Source organism: Guyparkeria hydrothermalis (assembly GCF_023555375.1).
Lineage (GTDB): Bacteria > Pseudomonadota > Gammaproteobacteria > Halothiobacillales > Halothiobacillaceae > Guyparkeria > Guyparkeria hydrothermalis.
Map to the genome: position 1 here is coordinate 533,325 of NZ_JAJSEE010000001.1, position 16,996 is coordinate 550,320.

General features: G+C 67.7%; 15 protein-coding genes. 6 read left to right on the forward strand and 9 right to left on the reverse strand.

Translation table 11 applies throughout. The features are described from left to right. Positions 1-13: 13 nt before the first annotated feature. The 9 genes from tsf to LV475_RS02370 all read right to left on the reverse strand — a co-directional run bounded on the left by tsf (position 14) and on the right by LV475_RS02370 (position 9,215). Positions 14-889 carry a translation elongation factor Ts gene (gene tsf / locus LV475_RS02330; protein WP_136866232.1) on the reverse strand — a complete coding sequence of 292 codons (876 nt, stop codon included), beginning with the start codon at positions 887-889 and terminating at the stop codon, positions 14-16. A gap of 110 nt (positions 890-999) precedes the next feature. After that, the gene (gene rpsB, locus LV475_RS02335) at positions 1,000-1,740 is read right to left on the reverse strand and encodes a 30S ribosomal protein S2 (protein WP_136866231.1); all 741 of its coding nucleotides are present in this window, start codon (positions 1,738-1,740) and stop codon (positions 1,000-1,002) included. Between the two features lie 242 nt (positions 1,741-1,982). Further along, complete coding sequence (gene glmM, locus LV475_RS02340; protein WP_169303527.1) at positions 1,983-3,314, reverse strand: phosphoglucosamine mutase; 1,332 nt, start codon at positions 3,312-3,314, stop codon at positions 1,983-1,985. A gap of 152 nt (positions 3,315-3,466) precedes the next feature. Beyond that, a complete protein-coding gene (locus LV475_RS02345) occupies positions 3,467-4,105 on the reverse strand; it encodes a c-type cytochrome (RefSeq protein ID WP_169303526.1) in 639 nt (212 codons plus the stop codon). A 274-nt stretch (positions 4,106-4,379) separates the two neighbouring features. After that, positions 4,380-5,210: a dihydropteroate synthase gene (gene folP / locus LV475_RS02350; RefSeq protein WP_250105701.1), complete on the reverse strand. Its 831-nt coding sequence runs from the start codon at positions 5,208-5,210 to the stop codon at positions 4,380-4,382. Beyond that, positions 5,207-7,219 carry an ATP-dependent zinc metalloprotease FtsH gene (gene ftsH, locus LV475_RS02355; protein ID WP_136866361.1) on the reverse strand — a complete coding sequence of 671 codons (2,013 nt, stop codon included), beginning with the start codon at positions 7,217-7,219 and terminating at the stop codon, positions 5,207-5,209. The genes folP and ftsH overlap by 4 nt, the downstream gene beginning before the upstream one ends. Positions 7,220-7,312: 93 nt before the next feature. After that, entirely contained in the window at positions 7,313-7,936 is a 624-nt protein-coding gene (rlmE, locus tag LV475_RS02360; protein ID WP_136866362.1) for a 23S rRNA (uridine(2552)-2'-O)-methyltransferase RlmE, read from the reverse strand. 146 nt (positions 7,937-8,082) lie between these two features. Next, positions 8,083-8,559 (reverse strand): copper chaperone PCu(A)C, encoded by a 477-nt coding sequence (locus tag LV475_RS02365; protein ID WP_136866363.1) that lies wholly within the window; start codon positions 8,557-8,559, stop codon positions 8,083-8,085. Beyond that, positions 8,556-9,215 carry an SCO family protein gene (locus tag LV475_RS02370; RefSeq protein ID WP_169303539.1) on the reverse strand — a complete coding sequence of 220 codons (660 nt, stop codon included), beginning with the start codon at positions 9,213-9,215 and terminating at the stop codon, positions 8,556-8,558. The genes LV475_RS02365 and LV475_RS02370 overlap by 4 nt, the downstream gene beginning before the upstream one ends. 103 nt (positions 9,216-9,318) lie before the next feature. Between LV475_RS02370 and yhbY the strand changes: the two genes are divergently transcribed. The 6 genes from yhbY (at position 9,319) to LV475_RS02400 (ending at position 16,936) form a co-directional block, all read left to right on the forward strand. Beyond that, on the forward strand, positions 9,319-9,636 hold the full coding sequence (yhbY, locus tag LV475_RS02375) for a ribosome assembly RNA-binding protein YhbY (RefSeq protein ID WP_136866365.1): 318 nt from the start codon (positions 9,319-9,321) through the stop codon (positions 9,634-9,636). Beyond that, positions 9,633-10,304 (forward strand): leucyl/phenylalanyl-tRNA--protein transferase, encoded by a 672-nt coding sequence (gene aat / locus LV475_RS02380; protein ID WP_136866366.1) that lies wholly within the window; start codon positions 9,633-9,635, stop codon positions 10,302-10,304. Before yhbY ends, aat begins: the two co-directional genes overlap by 4 nt. A gap of 134 nt (positions 10,305-10,438) precedes the next feature. Next, on the forward strand, positions 10,439-12,436 hold the full coding sequence (locus LV475_RS02385; RefSeq protein WP_136866367.1) for a monovalent cation:proton antiporter family protein: 1,998 nt from the start codon (positions 10,439-10,441) through the stop codon (positions 12,434-12,436). A 112-nt stretch (positions 12,437-12,548) separates the two neighbouring features. Beyond that, complete coding sequence (locus tag LV475_RS02390; RefSeq protein WP_156574708.1) at positions 12,549-12,782, forward strand: hypothetical protein; 234 nt, start codon at positions 12,549-12,551, stop codon at positions 12,780-12,782. Positions 12,783-13,022: 240 nt separating this feature from the next. After that, a complete protein-coding gene (gene mfd, locus LV475_RS02395; protein WP_250105702.1) occupies positions 13,023-16,487 on the forward strand; it encodes a transcription-repair coupling factor in 3,465 nt (1,154 codons plus the stop codon). Further along, entirely contained in the window at positions 16,484-16,936 is a 453-nt protein-coding gene (locus LV475_RS02400; RefSeq protein WP_156574712.1) for an RDD family protein, read from the forward strand. Before mfd ends, LV475_RS02400 begins: the two co-directional genes overlap by 4 nt. Positions 16,937-16,996: the final 60 nt, after the last annotated feature.

The following is a 16,996-nucleotide window of genomic DNA, read 5'->3' on the forward strand; positions in this document are numbered from 1 at the left end:
TTCGGCAAGGGGATCAGCTCCCCTTGACCTGCGCCATCACCTCGGCGGCGAAGTCGCCTTCCTCTTTCTCGATGCCTTCGCCGACCTCCATGCGCTCGAAGCGGACGACCTTGGCGCCCTCCTTCTTCAGGAGCTGGCCGACCGTCTGGTCGGGATCCTTGACGAACGGCTGACCGACCAGGGTGATCTCGGCGAGGAACTTGCGGATGCGGCCGTCGATCATCTTCTCGACGATCTCCGGCGGCTTGCCGGATTCGGCGGCCTGGGCACGGAAGATCTCGCGCTCCTTCTCGACGGTGGCCTCGTCGACTTGCGACTCGTCGACGCAGCTCGGCTTGGTCGCGGCGACGTGCATGGCCAGATCGCGGGCCAGCTCTTCGTTGCCACCCTCGAGCTCGACCAGCACGCCGATGCGCTCGCCGTGACGGTAGGCGCCGATCACGCCGCTGGTCGCCATGCGCACGAAGCGCCGGATCTGGATGTTCTCGCCCAGCTTGGCGACCAGCGCCTTGCGGCGGTCGTCGGCCGGCTCGCCATCGACGTCCAGTGCGTTGACCGCGTCCATGTCGGCCGGGTCGTCCGCCAGGATCTTCTCGGCGACGTTCTGGGCGAAACCGGCGAAGTCGTCACCCTTGGAGACGAAGTCGGTCTCGGAGTTGATCTCGACCATCGCGGCGTTCTTGCGGTCGTCGCTGATGGCGATGGTGACCTGGCCTTCGGCGGCAACACGGCCGGCCTTCTTGTCGGCCTTGGCCAGACCGCTCTTGCGCATCTGCTCGATCGCGGCCTCGATGTCGCCGTCGGTCTCGACCAGTGCCTTCTTGCACTCCATCATGCCCGAGCCAGTGCGCTCGCGGAGCTCTTTGACCAGAGAGGCGGTAATTGCCATGAGCTGTCTTCTCCCGAATCTGTCTTGTACAAAAACAACGGGTCAGGCGACCCGTTGTTCATAAATCTGTGACGGGGCCAACCCGGAGGTCGCCCCGCGTCAAGCGGCGCTTACTTGGCCGCTTCTTCCTCGTCGGCCACCTCGACGAAGTCCGACTCGCTGACGTTGGACGCGCCCTTGGCATCCATCACGGCGTCGGCAACAGCAGTGGTGTACAGCTGGATGGCGCGGATGGCGTCATCGTTACCCGGGATGACGTAATCGACACCCTGGGCGCTGTTGTTGGTATCGACCACGGCCACGACCGGGATGCCCAGCTTCTTGGCTTCCTTGATCGCGATGTCCTCGTGACCGACGTCGATGACGAACAGCGCGTCCGGGAGGCGCTCCATGTCCTGGATGCCGCCGATGGAACGCTCGAGCTTGGCGCGCTCGCGGGTGGTTTCCAGCGCTTCCTTCTTGACCAGCTTGGCCAGGCTGCCGTCTTCTTCCATCTGCTTGAGCGCCTTGAGGCGACGGATGGAGGAACGCACGGTGCGGAAGTTGGTCATCATGCCGCCGAGCCAGCGGTGGTTGACGTACGGCATGCCGCAGCGCTTGGCTTCCTGCTCGACCAGGTCACGCGCCGAACGCTTGGTGCCGACGAACAGGATCTTGCCGCCGTTGCCGGCCAGCTTGCCGACGTAGTTCAGCGCGTCCTCGAACATCGGCAACGTCTTTTCGAGGTTGATGATGTGGATGCGGTTGCGCTGACCGAAGATGTAGGGCGCCATGCCCGGATTCCAGTATCGAGTCTGGTGACCGAAGTGGACACCGGCCTCGATCATCTGACGCATCGTGATTTTAGCCATTGATAACTACCTGATTAGATTGGGTTAGGCCTCCGCCACATCTGGCAACGCAACCCCGGCCGAACCGTAGGGCACCCCGCGCTGCCATCTCGATGGGCGTGTGGAATTTCCGGGACCACGCGATCAAGTCACGGCCCGGCGCGCGGATTATACGGGAGAACACCGCCAGACGGAACCGCCAATATGGCCAACCGGCCGGACGCGCAAGCGGCGGCATCGACCCCGCGCCGACCGACCAGCCATCAGGAGGACGCGTGACGCCGCACCACGTCGGCCAGCCCCTCGGCCACCGCATGGACCTGCTCGCGCGACTCCCCCTCGACCATGACTCGGATCAGCGGCTCGGTGCCCGACGGCCGCAGCAGGACCCGACCCCGCCCCGCCAGCTCGCGCTCGGCATCGGCCACGGCGTCGACGATCACCGGGTCCTCCAGCGATAGTGGCCGCTCGATACGCACGTTGACCAGCGTCTGGGGCAGGATCGTCATCGGCGCCAGCAGCTCGGTCAGGGAACGCTCGCGACGCGCCATCTCCGCCAGCACCTGCAGGGCGGCCACGATGCCGTCGCCCGTGGTGTGCCGATCCAGGCAGAGCAGATGCCCCGAGGACTCGCCCCCGAGCAACCAATGCTCGCGCTTGAGCGCCTCGTGGACGTAGCGGTCGCCCACCTTTGCCCGCAGGAACGGGCGCCCCAGGGCCTCGACCGCCTGCTCCAGGCCGAGGTTGCTCATCAGCGTGCCGACCACGCCACCGGCGTAGCCCTGCTCGACGCGGCCGGCGGCGATCACGTAGAGCAGCTCGTCGCCATCGCGGATCGCCCCGTCGGCATCCACCATCACCACCCGGTCGCCGTCGCCGTCGAAGGCGACGCCGAGATCGGCACCCGAAGCGCGCACGGCCGACTGCAGGGCCTCCGGATGGGTCGAGCCCACGCCCTCGTTGATGTTGAACCCGTCCGGGTTGGCACCGATGACCTCGACCTCCGCGCCGAGCTCGGAGAACACCCGGGGCGCGACCTGGTAGGTGGCGCCATGGGCACAGTCGACCACGATGCGTAGACCGGCAAGGCTCATGCCGATCGGCACGGTGCTCTTGCAGAACTCGATGTAGCGCCCGGCCGCGTCGCCGATGCGGTCCGCCTTGCCCAGTTGCCGGTTGTCGATCACCTCCAGCTCGCGGTCGAGCATCGCCTGGATGTCGTCCTCGACGGCATCCGGCAGCTTCTCGCCGTGCGCGGAAAAGAACTTCACGCCGTTGTCGTGGAAGGGGTTGTGCGAGGCGCTAATCACCACCCCGGCCGAGGCACGCAGGGTGCGGGTCAGGTAAGCGATCGCCGGCGTGGGCATGGGGCCGAGCAGGCGCACGTCCACCCCCGCGGCGGAAAAGCCGGATTCCAGCGCGGATTCGAACATGTAGCCCGACACCCGGGTGTCCTTGCCGATCAGCACACGCCGTCGGCCGTGATCGCCCAGCACCTTGCCGGCCGCCCAGCCCAGCTTGAGCACGAACTCGGGGGTCATGGGGTATTGCCCCACCGCCCCGCGCACGCCATCGGTTCCAAACACCCTGCTCACGATCGATTCCCCTTTACTCTCGATTCTCGAACGGCCGACCGGATGTCAGACATCCCGGCGACCGAACGCAAAGACGCCGGCAACATAGCCGGCGTCCACGGTGCATTCGTCACCCGCCCACCCGATTGGTCGGCCGGGCGGCGGAAAGCGCCTTACTCCGCGTCGTCACCCTCGCCCTCGCCGATGGTGGCGATGTACGCGGCCAGGTTGTTGATGTCCGCGTCGGACAGGTGGGTCGCCTGCGGGATCATCGCGTAGGAGTACGGGCCCATCTCGGTGCCCTTGCGGTACACCTTCAGCAGGGAGGCGACCTGGGAGGCCGGCAGGCCCTTGAGCTTGGGCGCGTTCATCAGGTGACCGCCTTCGCCCTGCTCGCCGTGGCAGATGGCGCAAGAGGAGTACAGCGCCTGGCCGCGCTCCACGTCGGCCTTGGCGATCGCGCCGCTCTCGGCAGCCGGCTCGGCGGCGGCCTGCTCGTCGCCACCGTTACCGCCTTCGCTACCACCGAACTCGTCGGCGATGTAGGCGGCCAGGTCGGCGATGTCCTCGTCGGAGAGGCTGGCGGCGTTCGGCGCCATGGTGCCGTAGCGGCCACCCAGGCCAACGCTCTTGAGGTAGTCCTGATCACCGTCGCGGTAGGCGGCCAGCTTCTTCGCGGTCTCTTCCTGGCCCAGGCCGGTCAGCTTCGGGAAGGCCCCGCCCTGACCATCGCCGGCGGCGCCGTGGCAAGCCGCGCAGGAGGCGTACTTTTCCTTGCCCGCGGCGACGTCGCCGGCGGCGTAAGTCAGCATCGGAGCCGCGAGGGCACCACTGGCGGCAAGAGCAATGAGTGAACGACGCATCTGTTTCATGATTTTTCTCTCAACTGTTGCACCCCGCGACACCCGCCGGGCAAAAAACACCACGATGTCAATGACATCGGAAAACGGTAACCCGGCGGATAGGCGGCGTTTTCAAGTCAACCAAATTAACCCCGCCGGGCAAAATATCAGAAAACCCTAATTCGTTCCAAGGCAAACGCTTTTATGGCGGGAAAGCCGCGCTTGTACGCCCACCGCGGCCGGATCACGCCTGGCTCGTGGCCGCCCAGACCGCCAGGGCGTCCCGGGTCGCCTCGACGTCGTGCACGCGGATCACCGCGGCGCCGCGCTCGGCGGCCAGCAGGGCGGCGGCCGCGCTGCCCACCGCTCGCCGATCCACCGGCTGGCCGGTGGCCTCGCCGATCATGCGCTTGCGCGACATGCCCACCAGGACGGGGGCATCCAGTCGCGCGAGCTCGCCGAGCCGGCGCAGCAGCTCGAAGTTCTGCTCATGGGTCTTGGCAAAGCCGAAGCCCGGGTCCACCAGGAGCCGCTCGGCCGGCACGCCGGCCTCCCGAAGCAGGCGCAGGCGGTCGGCCAGGTAGTCGATCACATCGGTCACCACGTCGCGGTAGTCGGTCCAGGTCGCCATGTCGCCGGGCTCGCCGCGCATGTGCATCACGCACACCGAGGCGCCACTCGCCGCTGCCGCCTCGACAGCGCCCGGCCGGGTCAGCGCCCGCACGTCGTTGATCAGGCAGGCGCCCGCCTCGACCGCGCGCGTCATGACGCTCGGGGTGCTGGTGTCGACCGACAGCGGGCAATCGAACCGAGCCGCCAACGCCTCGATGACGGGGATGACGCGCGCCAGCTCCTCGTCTTGGGTCACCGGCGTGGCGCCCGGACGCGTCGATTCCCCACCAATGTCGAGTAGGTCGGCACCCGCCTCAAGCATCGCCTCGGCCGCCGCGAGCGCCCGGTCGACGCTGTTGAATCGACCGCCGTCGGAAAACGAATCCGGCGTGGCATTCAGGATGCCCATGATCAACGGGCGTCCCGTCTGCCGCCAGTCCGGGCAGGCGCGCGGGGCGTTCATCCGCCGCGCGACCCTCCAAGCGGGTCGCCGCTGGGCGTGCGGTTGCCGTCATCGGCATCCGTCCGGTCGCCATCCGACGAGTCGCCCTCCTCGCGCGTGGGCTGGTCGTCCTCGACCTCCTCGTCGGTGGTGTCGATGTGCGCGCCGGAACTCGGCGGCTCGCCCCCCGTACCGGCACCACGCTCGCCCCAGTCCTGGGGTTCGCGCACCGGCCGACGCTCCATCAGGTCGTCGATCTGGCCGGCGTCGATGGTCTCGTACTTCATCAGCGCGTCGGCCATGGCGTGCAGGATGTCCATGTTTTCCACCAGGATCTGACGGCAGCGCTGGTAGTTGCGGTCGATGACGTCCTTGATCTCGACGTCGATGACCTCCTTGGTCTCGTCGGAGAAATGACCGCCCGAGGCCTGCCGACCCATGAACGGATCGCCGTCATCCTCCGAGTAGTAGAGCGTGCCGAGCTTCTCGGACATGCCCCACTTGGTCACCATGTTGCGCGCGAGCTCCGTGGCCCGCTCGATGTCGTTCGAGGCGCCGGTGGTGACGGCCTCGTCACCGAAGATCAACTCCTCGGCGATCCGCCCGCCGAACAGGCTGGAGATGTTCGATTCGAGCTTGCGCTTGGAATAGCTGTAGCGATCGGCGTCCGGCAGGAACATGGTGATGCCGAGCGCCCGGCCGCGCGGGATGATCGAGACCTTGTAGACCGGGTCGTGCTCGGGCACCAGGCGACCGACGATCGCGTGACCTGCCTCGTGGTAGGCGGTGAGCTTCTTCTCGTCTTCGCTCATCACCATCGACTTCCTTTCGGCGCCCATGATGATCTTGTCCTTGGCCCGTTCGAGGTCGGCCATGGTGACGTCGGGCTTGTTGGCCCGCGCGGCGAACAGGGCCGCCTCGTTGACCAGGTTGGCCAGATCCGCGCCCGAGAAGCCCGGCGTGCCACGCGCGATCAGGGACGGCTCGACATCCTTGGCCGCCGGCACCTTGCGCAGGTGAACGTTAAGGATCTGCTCGCGACCGCGCACGTCCGGCAGGCCGACCACGACCTGGCGATCAAAGCGGCCCGGGCGCAGCAGCGCCTTGTCGAGCACATCGGCGCGGTTGGTGGCCGCGACCACGATCACGCCCTCGTTGCCCTCGAAGCCGTCCATCTCGACCAGCAGCTGGTTGAGGGTCTGCTCGCGCTCGTCGTGACCGCCGCCCATGCCCGAGCCGCGATGACGGCCGACCGCGTCGATCTCGTCGATGAAGATGATGCACGGCGCATGCTTCTTGGCCTGCTCGAACATGTCGCGGACACGCGAGGCGCCCACGCCCACGAACATCTCGACGAAGTCCGAACCGGAGATCGAGAAGAACGGCACCTTGGCCTCGCCGGCAACCGCCTTGGCCAGGAGCGTCTTGCCGGTGCCCGGCGGGCCGACCATCAGCACACCGCGCGGGATGTTGCCACCCAGGCGCTGGAACTTGCCCGGGTCCTTGAGGAAGTCGACCAGCTCGACCACCTCCTCCTTGGCCTCGTCGGCACCGGCCACGTCGTTGAACGTGACCTTGACCTGGTCCTCGCTCATCAGCTTGGCCTTGGACTTGCCGAAGCTCATGGCGCCGCGGCCGCCACCGCCCTGCATCTGGCGCATGAAGAAGATCCAGATCGCGATCAGCAGGATGAACGGGAACCACTGGATGAAGATCGTCATCAACAGCGACGGCTTCTCCGGCGGCTTGGCGTTGATCGCCACGTTGTTGTTCAGGAGGTCACCGACCAGGGCACGGTTGTCCGTCTCCGGGCTGTAGGTCTCGAAGCGGGTGCCCGAGCCGGTGGTGCCCTTGATGGTCTGACCTTCGATGGTGACCGAGTCGACGCGCCCGCTCTTCACGTCCTGAATGAACTGCGAGTACGGCACGGCACTCGTGGTGGTCGCGCGCTGATCGAAGCTGTTGAACACCGTCATCAGCACGATCGCGATTACCACCCAGATCAGGATGTTCTTGGTCAAGTCGTTCAACGCAACACCTCTGCGTACAGCCGCAAACAGGCGGACATCCCCGATGCCCGCCTGCCCTGGCGAATCAATGAATCGAATATTGTTCGGACAACCTTATCTCACGCGCTTGCCGGTTGCCACCAGATACACCTCTCGCGAGCGTGGCCGGGAGGCCTTGGGCTTGCGCACCACCACGCGATCGAAGCGCTGACGCGTTTCCTTGACGTACTCGTCGAAGCCCTCGCCCTGGAACAGCTTGGTCACGAAGGCGCCCTTGGGCTTGAGCATGCGATCGCAGAAATCGAGTGCGAGTTCCGCGAGATACATGGAGCGGGGAATGTCGACCGAATCCACCCCACTCATGTTGGGGGCCATGTCGGAAAGCACAAGGTCGACCTCGCGCTCGCCCAGGGCCGCCTCCAGTTCGTGCAGCACGGCGTCCTCGGTGAAGTCGCCCTGCAGCACGGTCGTGTCGGCGAACTGATCCATCGGCAACAGGTCGAGGGCGAAGACGTGTCCCTTGCTGCCGACGATCTGGGCGGCGTACTGGGTCCAGCCGCCCGGCGCGGCGCCCAGGTCGACTACCGTCATGCCCGGCTTGAGAAACCGATCGCGTTCGTTGAGCTCGATCAGCTTGTAGACGGCACGCGAGCGCCAGCCTTCACGCTGCGCCTTTTGCACGAACTCGTCACGAAAATGCTCGGCGAGCCATCGTTTGCTGCTGACCGACCGCGCCATGGGGCCTCCGGGTGGGATGTTGCGGGAGGCGGATTATCCCCCATCCCCCCTTGCCACCCAAACCGGGCGCGGCGAATCACGAAGGACCGCCGACGGTGAGCGGCACCGGAAGCCGATCTCGGCGCCCGGGCCTCAGCGGCGGGGTTTCAGTGATGATGGTGGCCATGATCGTGAGAGTGCCCTGCCGGCTGCGCGGCACGCGGGCGCACGACCGCCTCGACCGTCTGGGTGCTGCCGTCCTCGAACTCGAGCTCGATCGCGATGCGATCGCCCTCGGCCGGCGCGCGCTCCGCGCCGATCAGCATGATGTGCAGGCCACCCGGTGCCAACGTGACGGCCTCGCCGGCCGGCACGGTAATCCGATCCTGGCGCACCATGCGGTGCATGCCGTCCTCGTTGAACGACCGATGCAGCTCGACCGTTTCGAACCCGGGCGCATCGGCCCCGACCACGTGCACCGGCTGGTCGTCGCCGTTTCGCCATTCCATGAACGCGGCCGTGGCGTAGGCGCCCGGCGGGGACAGCACCACCCAGGGGTCGCGCACGTCGAGCTCGGCGGCCACGGCCGGCAGGGTTACCACGGAGGCTAGCGTGGCTAGGATCAGGGCGGACAGGCGTTTCATTCGGGATCTACCTCGGAGAGAAAGGACTGGAGCGTCGTGACGATCCGGTCAGGCTGATGTGGCCCCGGCAACAGGGCGAGCATCCGTCCTTGCGGATCGATCAGGCGAAAGCCGGTGTCGTGATCGACACTGTAGCGCCGTTCACCCGGCGCGTGCTTACCGATACGGTAACCGGCCTTTACCGCGCCGGTGACCGCGTCGATCGCCTCGCGCGATCCGGTCACCGGCACGAATGCCTGGTGGAAGAAGGCGGTGTACTGGGCCAGGTGATCCGGCGTGTCGCGCTCGGGGTCGACCGACAGGAACACCACCTGCCAATCGCGTTCGGGCAGCCGTGACTGCAATGCCGGGAGGATCACCGCCAGTTGCCCGAGCTCGGTCGGGCAGACGTCGGGGCAATAGCTGTAACCCACGTAGAGCAGCGTCCAGCGCCCGTCAAACAACGTCGGGGTCTGGACCGGACCGTCCACGCCATCGAGCGTCACCTCGGGCACCGGCATGGGTGCCTCGGGGGTGCGTAACACCAGCGGCTCGGGGCTCTCGTAGCCGGCAAGCGGGTTGGCCTCGGCGTTCTCGGCATCCGACTGGCAGCCGGCGAGCAACGAGACGATAACGACGGGCAGGAGCAGAACGCGCAGCAACATGGTGTCGGTCATTGGTCCGAGAGAGTCCAGAACGGTAAACTGCCGAGTCATCCACGGCGTTGCAATGTGTGATTTCACACAGCCGCCTCCCTGATTCCCGGAGAGTCCCGACGACATGAATCTCACCGCCCGCCAGCGACAGTATCTTCGCGCCGAAGCCCACCACCTGAAGCCCGTGGTGCTCCTCGGCCAGCACGGCCTGACCGAGGCGGTGCTCGCCGAGATCGAGCAGGCCCTCGAGATCCACGAACTGATCAAGGTGCGCGTGCCGGGCGTCGAGCGCGACGAAAAGCGCCAGATCATCGACGCGATCACCGACGAAACCAAGGCCACCCTCGTGCAGACGGTCGGCCACATTGCGGTGCTGTTCCGCCCGCGAGCCAGCTACTCGGACTTCAACCTGCCCAAGCCGGGGAAACCCAAGCAGCAATGATCCCGCTGCTCGGGCCGGAGCCTGCCGCCTTTCCACCGGTTGCCAGCGCGCTGACCGAGCCCAATGGCCTGTTGGCCGCCGGCGGTGATCTGTCGGTCGAGCGCCTGACGGAAGCGTATCGGCGCGGCATCTTCCCCTGGTACTCCGAGGGCGACCCGATCCTGTGGTGGAGCCCGGACCCGCGCACCCTGTTCACGCCCGAGCGTTTCCACGTCTCGCGCAGCCTGGCCAAGTGGCGCCGGCAGGAACGCTATAGAGTCACGGTCGACACGGCCTTCGCCGAGGTGGTCGACGGCTGCGCCGGGCCGCGCCGCGGCGATCCGGGCACCTGGATCGTGCCGGCCATGCGCCAGGCATTCCTCGACCTGCACGCCGCCGGCATCGCCCACTCGGTGGAAGTCTGGGCCGGCGACACCCTGGTGGGCGGACTGTTCGGCAGCCGGCTCGGCCGGGCGGCCTTCGGCGAGTCGATGTTCAGCCGCGCGCCCAATGCCTCGAAGTTCGCGCTGGCCGCCATCCTGGTCGACGGGGTCTGGGGAGAGATCGACTTCCTCGACGCCCAGTTCACCACCGAGCACCTGCTCGGCCTGGGTGCCGAGGAATACCCGCGTTCGGTGTTCACGCGCTGGCTCGACGAGGCGGCTCGCCGCAACGAGCCGGGCGGGTGAGCCTCACGCCTGCCGAGCGACTCGCCCCGCCCGCGCCCGAGGCGGTTGTGATAAAACAGGGGGCATTCGCTTAGCCGGTTAACCAGTCATACCGGCGACACGCCGCCCGCCCACGTCAAGGAACGAGACATTCCATGCCTGCCGACACCACGGCCACCCTGCTCTCCCTGCTGCTGATCTCGGTCGTCGCCGTGGTGGCGTTGCGCCGCCTGAACCTCCCGGCGATCCTCGGCTACCTCGCCGTGGGCGTGGTGGCCGGCCCGCATGCGCTCGGGCTGGTCAAGGACATCCACGACATCCATCTCATCGCCGAGTTCGGCGTGGTGTTCCTGCTGTTCATGCTGGGGCTGGAGTTCTCGCTCACGCGCCTGATCGCGATGCGCCGGGCGGTGGTCGGCATGGGGGGCGCGCAGGTACTCCTCACCGCCGTGATCACCGGCGGCGCGGCCCTGATGATGGGCTTCTCGCCGGCCGCCGCCTTCACCCTGGCCGGGGTGATGACCGTCTCGTCGACCGCCATCGTCATCCGCCAGCTCGGCGAGCAGCTCGAGGTCAATTCCCGCCACGGCAACAACGCCGTCGGCATCCTGCTGTTCCAGGACCTGGCGGTCATCCCCTTCCTGATCGTCATCCCGGTGCTCGGCGTGTCGGGCGCGGCGGGCGATGCGGGCAACCTCACCCTGGAGATCACCCTGACGCTTGGCGCCGGCGTGCTCGCCGCGATCGGCCTGTTCTTCGGCGGGCGCTGGGTGCTGCGCCCGCTGTTCCGCGAGATCGCCAAGTCCCGCTCGGCCGAGCTGTTTACGCTGGCCGTCCTGCTGACCGTGCTGGGTGCCGGCTGGCTGACCAACGCCGCCGGCCTGTCCTGGGAGCTGGGCGCGTTCCTCGCCGGCATCGCGCTGTCCGAGACCCAGTACAAGCACCAGATCGAGGCCGACATCCGGCCCTTCCGCGACGTGCTGCTGGGGCTGTTCTTCATCACGATCGGCATGATGCTCGACGTCGGCGGCCTGCCGGAGATCGGTCACTGGGTGCTGATGTTCCTCGCCCTGCTGATCGCCGCCAAGACGGCCATCATCTTCCTGATCGGCCGCGCGATGGGCGAGGCGCCGGGCGTGGCCCTGCGCTCGGGCCTGGTCCTGGCCCAGGGGGGCGAATTCGGCTTTGCCATGCTCTCGATCGCCAGCCCCGACCTGATGACCGACATGCAGCACCAGATCGTGCTGGGCACCGTGATCTTCTCGATGGTGCTCACCCCGATCCTGGTCAAGTACAACGGCACGATCGCCAAGCGTCTGGTGCCGGGCTACGCCAAGAGCCGACGCCAGCACAACGTGGAGGTGCGTGCCGATGCCAGCGACGTCTCGCGGCACGTGCTGATCTGCGGCTTCGGTCGCGTCGGGCAGAACGTCGCCCGCCTGCTGAAGAGCGAAGGGATCGACTACACGGCGATCGAGGTCGACCCCGACATTGTCCAGCAAGCCAACGAGGCCGGCCTGCGCGTCTACTTCGGCAACTCCACGCACCTCGACATCCTGCAGTCGGCCGGGCTGGATCGGGCGCGCGCCGTGGTGATCAGCCACCTCGACGACGCCTCGACCATCAAGACCATCGAGGTGATCCGCGGCCACAACCGCGACATCCCGGTGATCGTGCGCACCCGCACCGACGAGCACCTCGATCGCATCCACGAGGCGGGCGCCACCGAGGTGGTCGCCTCGGTCTACGAGATGAGCCTCGCGCTGGGCGGGCACGTGTTGCGCACGCTCGAGGTGCCGCTGGCCAAGATCCTGCGCCAGATCCAGGAAATCCGCCAGGCCGACTACGCCCCGCTGCGTCACACCTTCCACGGCGACCGCGCCCGTGACGAGGACGACTTCGCCCTGCTCGCTCCCCGCACCCTCAAGAACGTGGCACTGGTGCCGGGGGCCGCGGGCATCGGCAAGCAGCTGGGCGTCATCCTGACCGATCACGACGGCGTGGTGGTCGATTCGATCAACCGCCATGGCATCCGCGGCGAGAGCCCGAGCGACGACGTCGAACTCCAGGAAGGCGACGTGCTGACGCTCTACGGCTCGCCCGAGGCACTCGACACCGCCGAGCAATTATTGCTGACCGGCCGACCGGACTGACCGCCGGCAAACCCTCGGCAAGACGGGCGAGATTGGAAATCCGGCGGCATTTCACTAGGATAGGCCTATCAACGACAACGACCTGATCCCGAGGTCAGGGGAGGCAAGCGACATGATCGCGAATGTGGACAGCGGCTACAGCAACATCTCGGCCGCCGACGGCGTGCTCTCCACGCCGACCAACCAGCAGACGGTCAACCCGAGCGCCCAGACGCGCAACACGCCGGTGGAGAACCCGGTCGAGAACCGCGTCAACGGCGGCGAGCCGACCACGGCCACCCAGAACCGCGCCGGCGACGAGCAACAGGACGGCGGGCCGGGCAGCATGATCGACGTGCGCGCCTGACGCGGATACATCGGCTCACGGCAGCGCCGGCGCTGCCACGGGATGCGGGCTCCGGCCCGCATTTTTTTGTCCACCCGTTCCTGACAGCCCCGAGCCATGCCCCGGGCCATGACCGGACTCGTCCTCGTCTCGTCCCGGCCAGCCCTCCCTGTGCAGGCACGCGGCAAATGGGCGACAATCCCGCCTCCCGACCACGTGCCGGCCACGGCCTGCCTCGACCACGATCCCTGATTCGACCCCATGAGCGACGCCAAGCAGTCCATCGCCCAACCCGCCGATCCCGGCAACCCGATCTACCTGCGCGTGCACACCGAGCTCGGCCGGGCACTGGCCACGCGCCTGGCGACCATGGCCGCGGATCGACCGGTGCTGGCCGTCCTGCCCGACAGCCGGGTGGTCAACGACACCCGCGCGGCGCTCGCCTTCCTCGGCATCGAGGCAAGCGTCTTCCCCGACTGGGAAGTACTGCCCTACGACCGCTTCTCGCCGCATCAGGACCTGATCTCCGACCGGCTCTCCCGCCTTTGGCGCCTGCCCGGCGAATCGAACGGGCTGACCCTGATCGCCGCGCCCACCCTGCTCCAGCGACTGCCGCCGCCGGCGTTCGTCACCGGCCAGGGCATGGTCCTCGAGGTCGGGCAACGGCTGGATCGCGAGGCCTACCGCCATCAACTCGAGGAGGCCGGCTACAGCCTCGTCTCCACCGTCGAGCAGCACGGCGAGTACGCGCTACGCGGCGGACTGATCGACGTGTTCCCGATGGGCGCCAGCGAGCCGGTGCGCATCGACCTGTTCGACGACGAGATCGAGACCCTGCGTCACTTCGACCCCGAATCGCAGCGTTCCACCGAGACGGTCGAGGCGATCACCCTGCTACCGGCGCGCGAGTACCCGCTGACCGACAAGGGCATCGCCACCTTCCGACAGAACTGGCGCAACACCTTCGCCGGCGACCCGAGCCGCGCGCCGATCTACAAGCAGGTCTCCGAGGGACTGGTCCCGGCGGGGATCGAGAGCTACCTGCCGCTGTTCTTCGACTCGACCGCGACCCTGTTCGACTTCCTGCCCGACTCGGCGCGCCTGCTGCTGTTCGACGGGGTCGAGCAGTCGATCGACGCCTTCGTCGAGGAGACCAGCCAGCGCTTTGCCCAGCGTGCCGGCGACATCGATCACCCGATTCTCGCCCCCGAGGCGCTCTACCAGACACCCGGGGAATTCGGTGAACGGTTGAAGCGCCTGCCGCGCTGGCAACTGGTGGCCGGCGGCGACGAGCGCTTCCCGCAGGCCGCCGACATCGGCGACCGCCCGCTGCCGGATCTTGCCGGCGGCAGCGCGGCCCAGGCGGCGGTGATCGAGCGCCTGGCCGCGTTCGCGCGCGAGTTCGACGGCCACACCCTGCTGGTCGCCGAGAGCAGCGGTCGGCGCCAGGCCCTGGTCGAGCAGACCACCGCCGCCGGCCTCAAGCCGCAGGCCATTACCGGCTGGGAGCAGGCCGACCGGGCGCCGGTGACCGTCGCGGTGGCCGAACTCGAGCACGGCGCGATCCTGCCGACCACCGGTCGCCCGGTGGCGGTGATCAGCGAGACCAACCTGTTCGCCGAGCGGGTCGCCCAGCGGCGCGCGAAGTCCCGTCGTGGCCGAGACGCCGATGCCATCATCCAGAACCTCGACGACCTCGCCATCGGGGCACCCGTCGTCCACGAGGATCACGGGGTCGGCCGGTTCCAGGGGCTGGTCACGCTGGAGATGAACGACCAGCCGCAGGAATACCTGCTGCTGACCTACGCCGACGACGACAAGCTCTACGTGCCGGTCTCCGGCCTCGAGCGCATCTCGCGCTACACCGGTGGTTCCGAGGAGACTGCGCCGCTGCACCGCCTGGGTTCCGGGCAGTGGGAGAAGGCGAAAAAACGCGCGGCCAGGCAGGTCCACGACGTCGCCGCCGAGTTGCTGGACATCCACGCCCGTCGCGCGGCGCGCAAGGGCACCTCGCTGACCACCGACGAGGCCGACTATCGCCAGTTCGCCGAGGAATTCGCCTTCGAACCCACCGACGATCAACGCCTGGCGATCGAGCAGGTACTCACCGACATGGCGGCCGGCCAGCCGATGGACCGGGTCGTCTGCGGCGACGTCGGCTTCGGCAAGACCGAGGTGGCCATGCGCGCGGCCTTCGTCGCCGTGCAGAACGGCGCGCAGGTCGCCGTGCTGGTGCCGACCACCCTGCTCGCCGAGCAGCACATGCGAAACTTCCGTGACCGCTTCGCCAACTGGCCGGTGACCATCGAGAGCCTCTCGCGCCTGTCGGGCGGGAAGAAGACCGGCGAGCTGCGCGAGCGCATCAAGGCCGGCCAGGTCGACATCGTCATCGGCACGCACAAGCTGCTGCGCGACTCGCCCGAGTTCGCCAACCTCGGGCTGGTGATCATCGACGAGGAGCAGCGCTTCGGCGTGCGCGACAAGGAACGCCTCAAGGCCCTGCGCGCCGAGGTGGATCTCCTGACCCTGACCGCCACGCCCATCCCGCGCACGCTCAACATGGCGCTCTCGGGCATCCGGGACCTGTCGATCATCGCCACCCCGCCGCGCGAGCGCCTGGCGGTCAAGACCGTGATCCTGCGCTGGGACGAGGTGCAGATCCGCGAGGCGATCCAGCGGGAACTCAAGCGCGGCGGCCAGGTGTACTTCCTGCACAACGAGGTCAAGAGCATCGACCGCATGGCGCGCCTGGTCGAGGAGATCGTGCCGGAGGCGCGCATCGGCGTGGCCCACGGGCAGATGGGCGAACGCGGGCTCGAGCAGGTGATGTCGGACTTCTACCACCAGCGTTTCAACGTGCTGGTCTCGACCACGATCATCGAGTCGGGGATCGACATCCCCACCGCCAACACTATCCTGATCCACCGCGCCGACAAGTTCGGCCTGGCGCAGCTCCACCAGCTGCGCGGCCGGGTGGGTCGCTCGCACCACCGCGCCTACGCCTACCTAATCACCCCGGAGCCGGGTCAGCTCACCCCGGATGCGCAAAAACGCCTCGAGGCGATCGCCGCGCTCGAGGACCTGGGCGTGGGCTTCACGCTCTCCACCCACGATCTCGAGATCCGTGGCGCCGGCGAGCTCTTGGGCTCGGGTCAGTCCGGGCAGATGCACGAGGTCGGCTACCGCTACTACATGCAACTGCTCGACCGGGCGGTGGCCGCCATCCGCGAGGGACGCGAGCCGGCGCTCGATGCCCCCCTGCCCCCCTCGAGCACCGAGGTCGACCTGGGCGAGCCAGCCCTGATCCCCGAGGACTACGTCAGTGACGTGCACACCCGCCTGACCCTCTACAAGCGCCTGTCCACCGCCGAGAGCGACGAGGCGCTCGACGAGCTCAAGGTGGAACTGATCGACCGCTTCGGCCTGCTGCCCGAGCCGGTCGTCGCCCTGGTCGAGACCCACCGACTGCGCATCCGGGCCCGCCGGATCGGCATCACCAAGATCGAGCTGACCGCCCGTGGCGGCCGGCTGATCTTCGGCGAGAATGCCCGCATCGACCCGGCCAAGCTGGTCGCCGCCGTGCAGGCCGCCCCGGACACCTATCGCCTGTCGGCCGACACGCTGCGCTTTACCCGCGACATGGCGACGCTCGACGACCGCCTGAAGACCATCGAGGTCATCCTGGCCGACATCGCCCTGCCCGAGCGCGAGGAAACCACGGCATGACGACCGAAACGCCCCCGAAGCGCCCGGCGCGCACCGCGCCCCTGTGGCGACGCGCCGCCGCCCTGTTCTACGACACGCTGTTCGTGATCGCCGTGGTGATCCTGGCGACGTTCATCGCCCTGGTCTTCACGGGCGGCGAGCCGGTTCCGCCGGAGGGGCCGCTCCAGTGGCTGTTCCGCCTCTACCTGCTCGCCTGGATCGCCGCCTACTTCGTCTTCTTCTGGTGCCGCTTCGGTCAGACGCCGGGCATGAAGGTCTGGCGCCTGCTGCTGATCCGCGAGCGTGCCGGCCCCTGCATCGGCCCGATGCTCGCGCGCTTCGGCTTCGGCCTGCTGAGCCTCGCCACGCTGGGCCTGCTGTTCTTCATCACGGTCCGCGACCCGCAACGCCGCAGCTGGATCGACGACCGACAGGCCATGCGGGTGGTGCAGTTGCTGCCCGGCGGCTGACCCACCCCAAGGGAAACGAGCCAAAAAGAAAGGCCCCGGGACGTATGTCCCGGGGCCTTT

What these genes read in the sequence shown, in the direction of transcription:
- rpsB (WP_136866231.1), bottom strand. Translation starts at nt 1,740, where the DNA reads ATGGCTAAAATCACGATGCGTCAGATGATCGAGGCCGGTGTCCACTTC.
- LV475_RS02370 (WP_169303539.1), bottom strand. Translation starts at nt 9,215, where the DNA reads ATGACCGACACCATGTTGCTGCGCGTTCTGCTCCTGCCCGTCGTTATC.
- aat (WP_136866366.1), top strand. Translation starts at nt 9,633, where the DNA reads ATGATCCCGCTGCTCGGGCCGGAGCCTGCCGCCTTTCCACCGGTTGCC.
- LV475_RS02345 (WP_169303526.1), bottom strand. Translation starts at nt 4,105, where the DNA reads ATGCTGACTTACGCCGCCGGCGACGTCGCCGCGGGCAAGGAAAAGTAC.
- LV475_RS02365 (WP_136866363.1), bottom strand. Translation starts at nt 8,559, where the DNA reads ATGAAACGCCTGTCCGCCCTGATCCTAGCCACGCTAGCCTCCGTGGTA.
- yhbY (WP_136866365.1), top strand. Translation starts at nt 9,319, where the DNA reads ATGAATCTCACCGCCCGCCAGCGACAGTATCTTCGCGCCGAAGCCCAC.
- LV475_RS02400 (WP_156574712.1), top strand. Translation starts at nt 16,484, where the DNA reads ATGACGACCGAAACGCCCCCGAAGCGCCCGGCGCGCACCGCGCCCCTG.
- mfd (WP_250105702.1), top strand. Translation starts at nt 13,023, where the DNA reads ATGAGCGACGCCAAGCAGTCCATCGCCCAACCCGCCGATCCCGGCAAC.
- LV475_RS02385 (WP_136866367.1), top strand. Translation starts at nt 10,439, where the DNA reads ATGCCTGCCGACACCACGGCCACCCTGCTCTCCCTGCTGCTGATCTCG.
- folP (WP_250105701.1), bottom strand. Translation starts at nt 5,210, where the DNA reads ATGAACGCCCCGCGCGCCTGCCCGGACTGGCGGCAGACGGGACGCCCG.
- LV475_RS02390 (WP_156574708.1), top strand. Translation starts at nt 12,549, where the DNA reads ATGATCGCGAATGTGGACAGCGGCTACAGCAACATCTCGGCCGCCGAC.
- rlmE (WP_136866362.1), bottom strand. Translation starts at nt 7,936, where the DNA reads ATGGCGCGGTCGGTCAGCAGCAAACGATGGCTCGCCGAGCATTTTCGT.
- tsf (WP_136866232.1), bottom strand. Translation starts at nt 889, where the DNA reads ATGGCAATTACCGCCTCTCTGGTCAAAGAGCTCCGCGAGCGCACTGGC.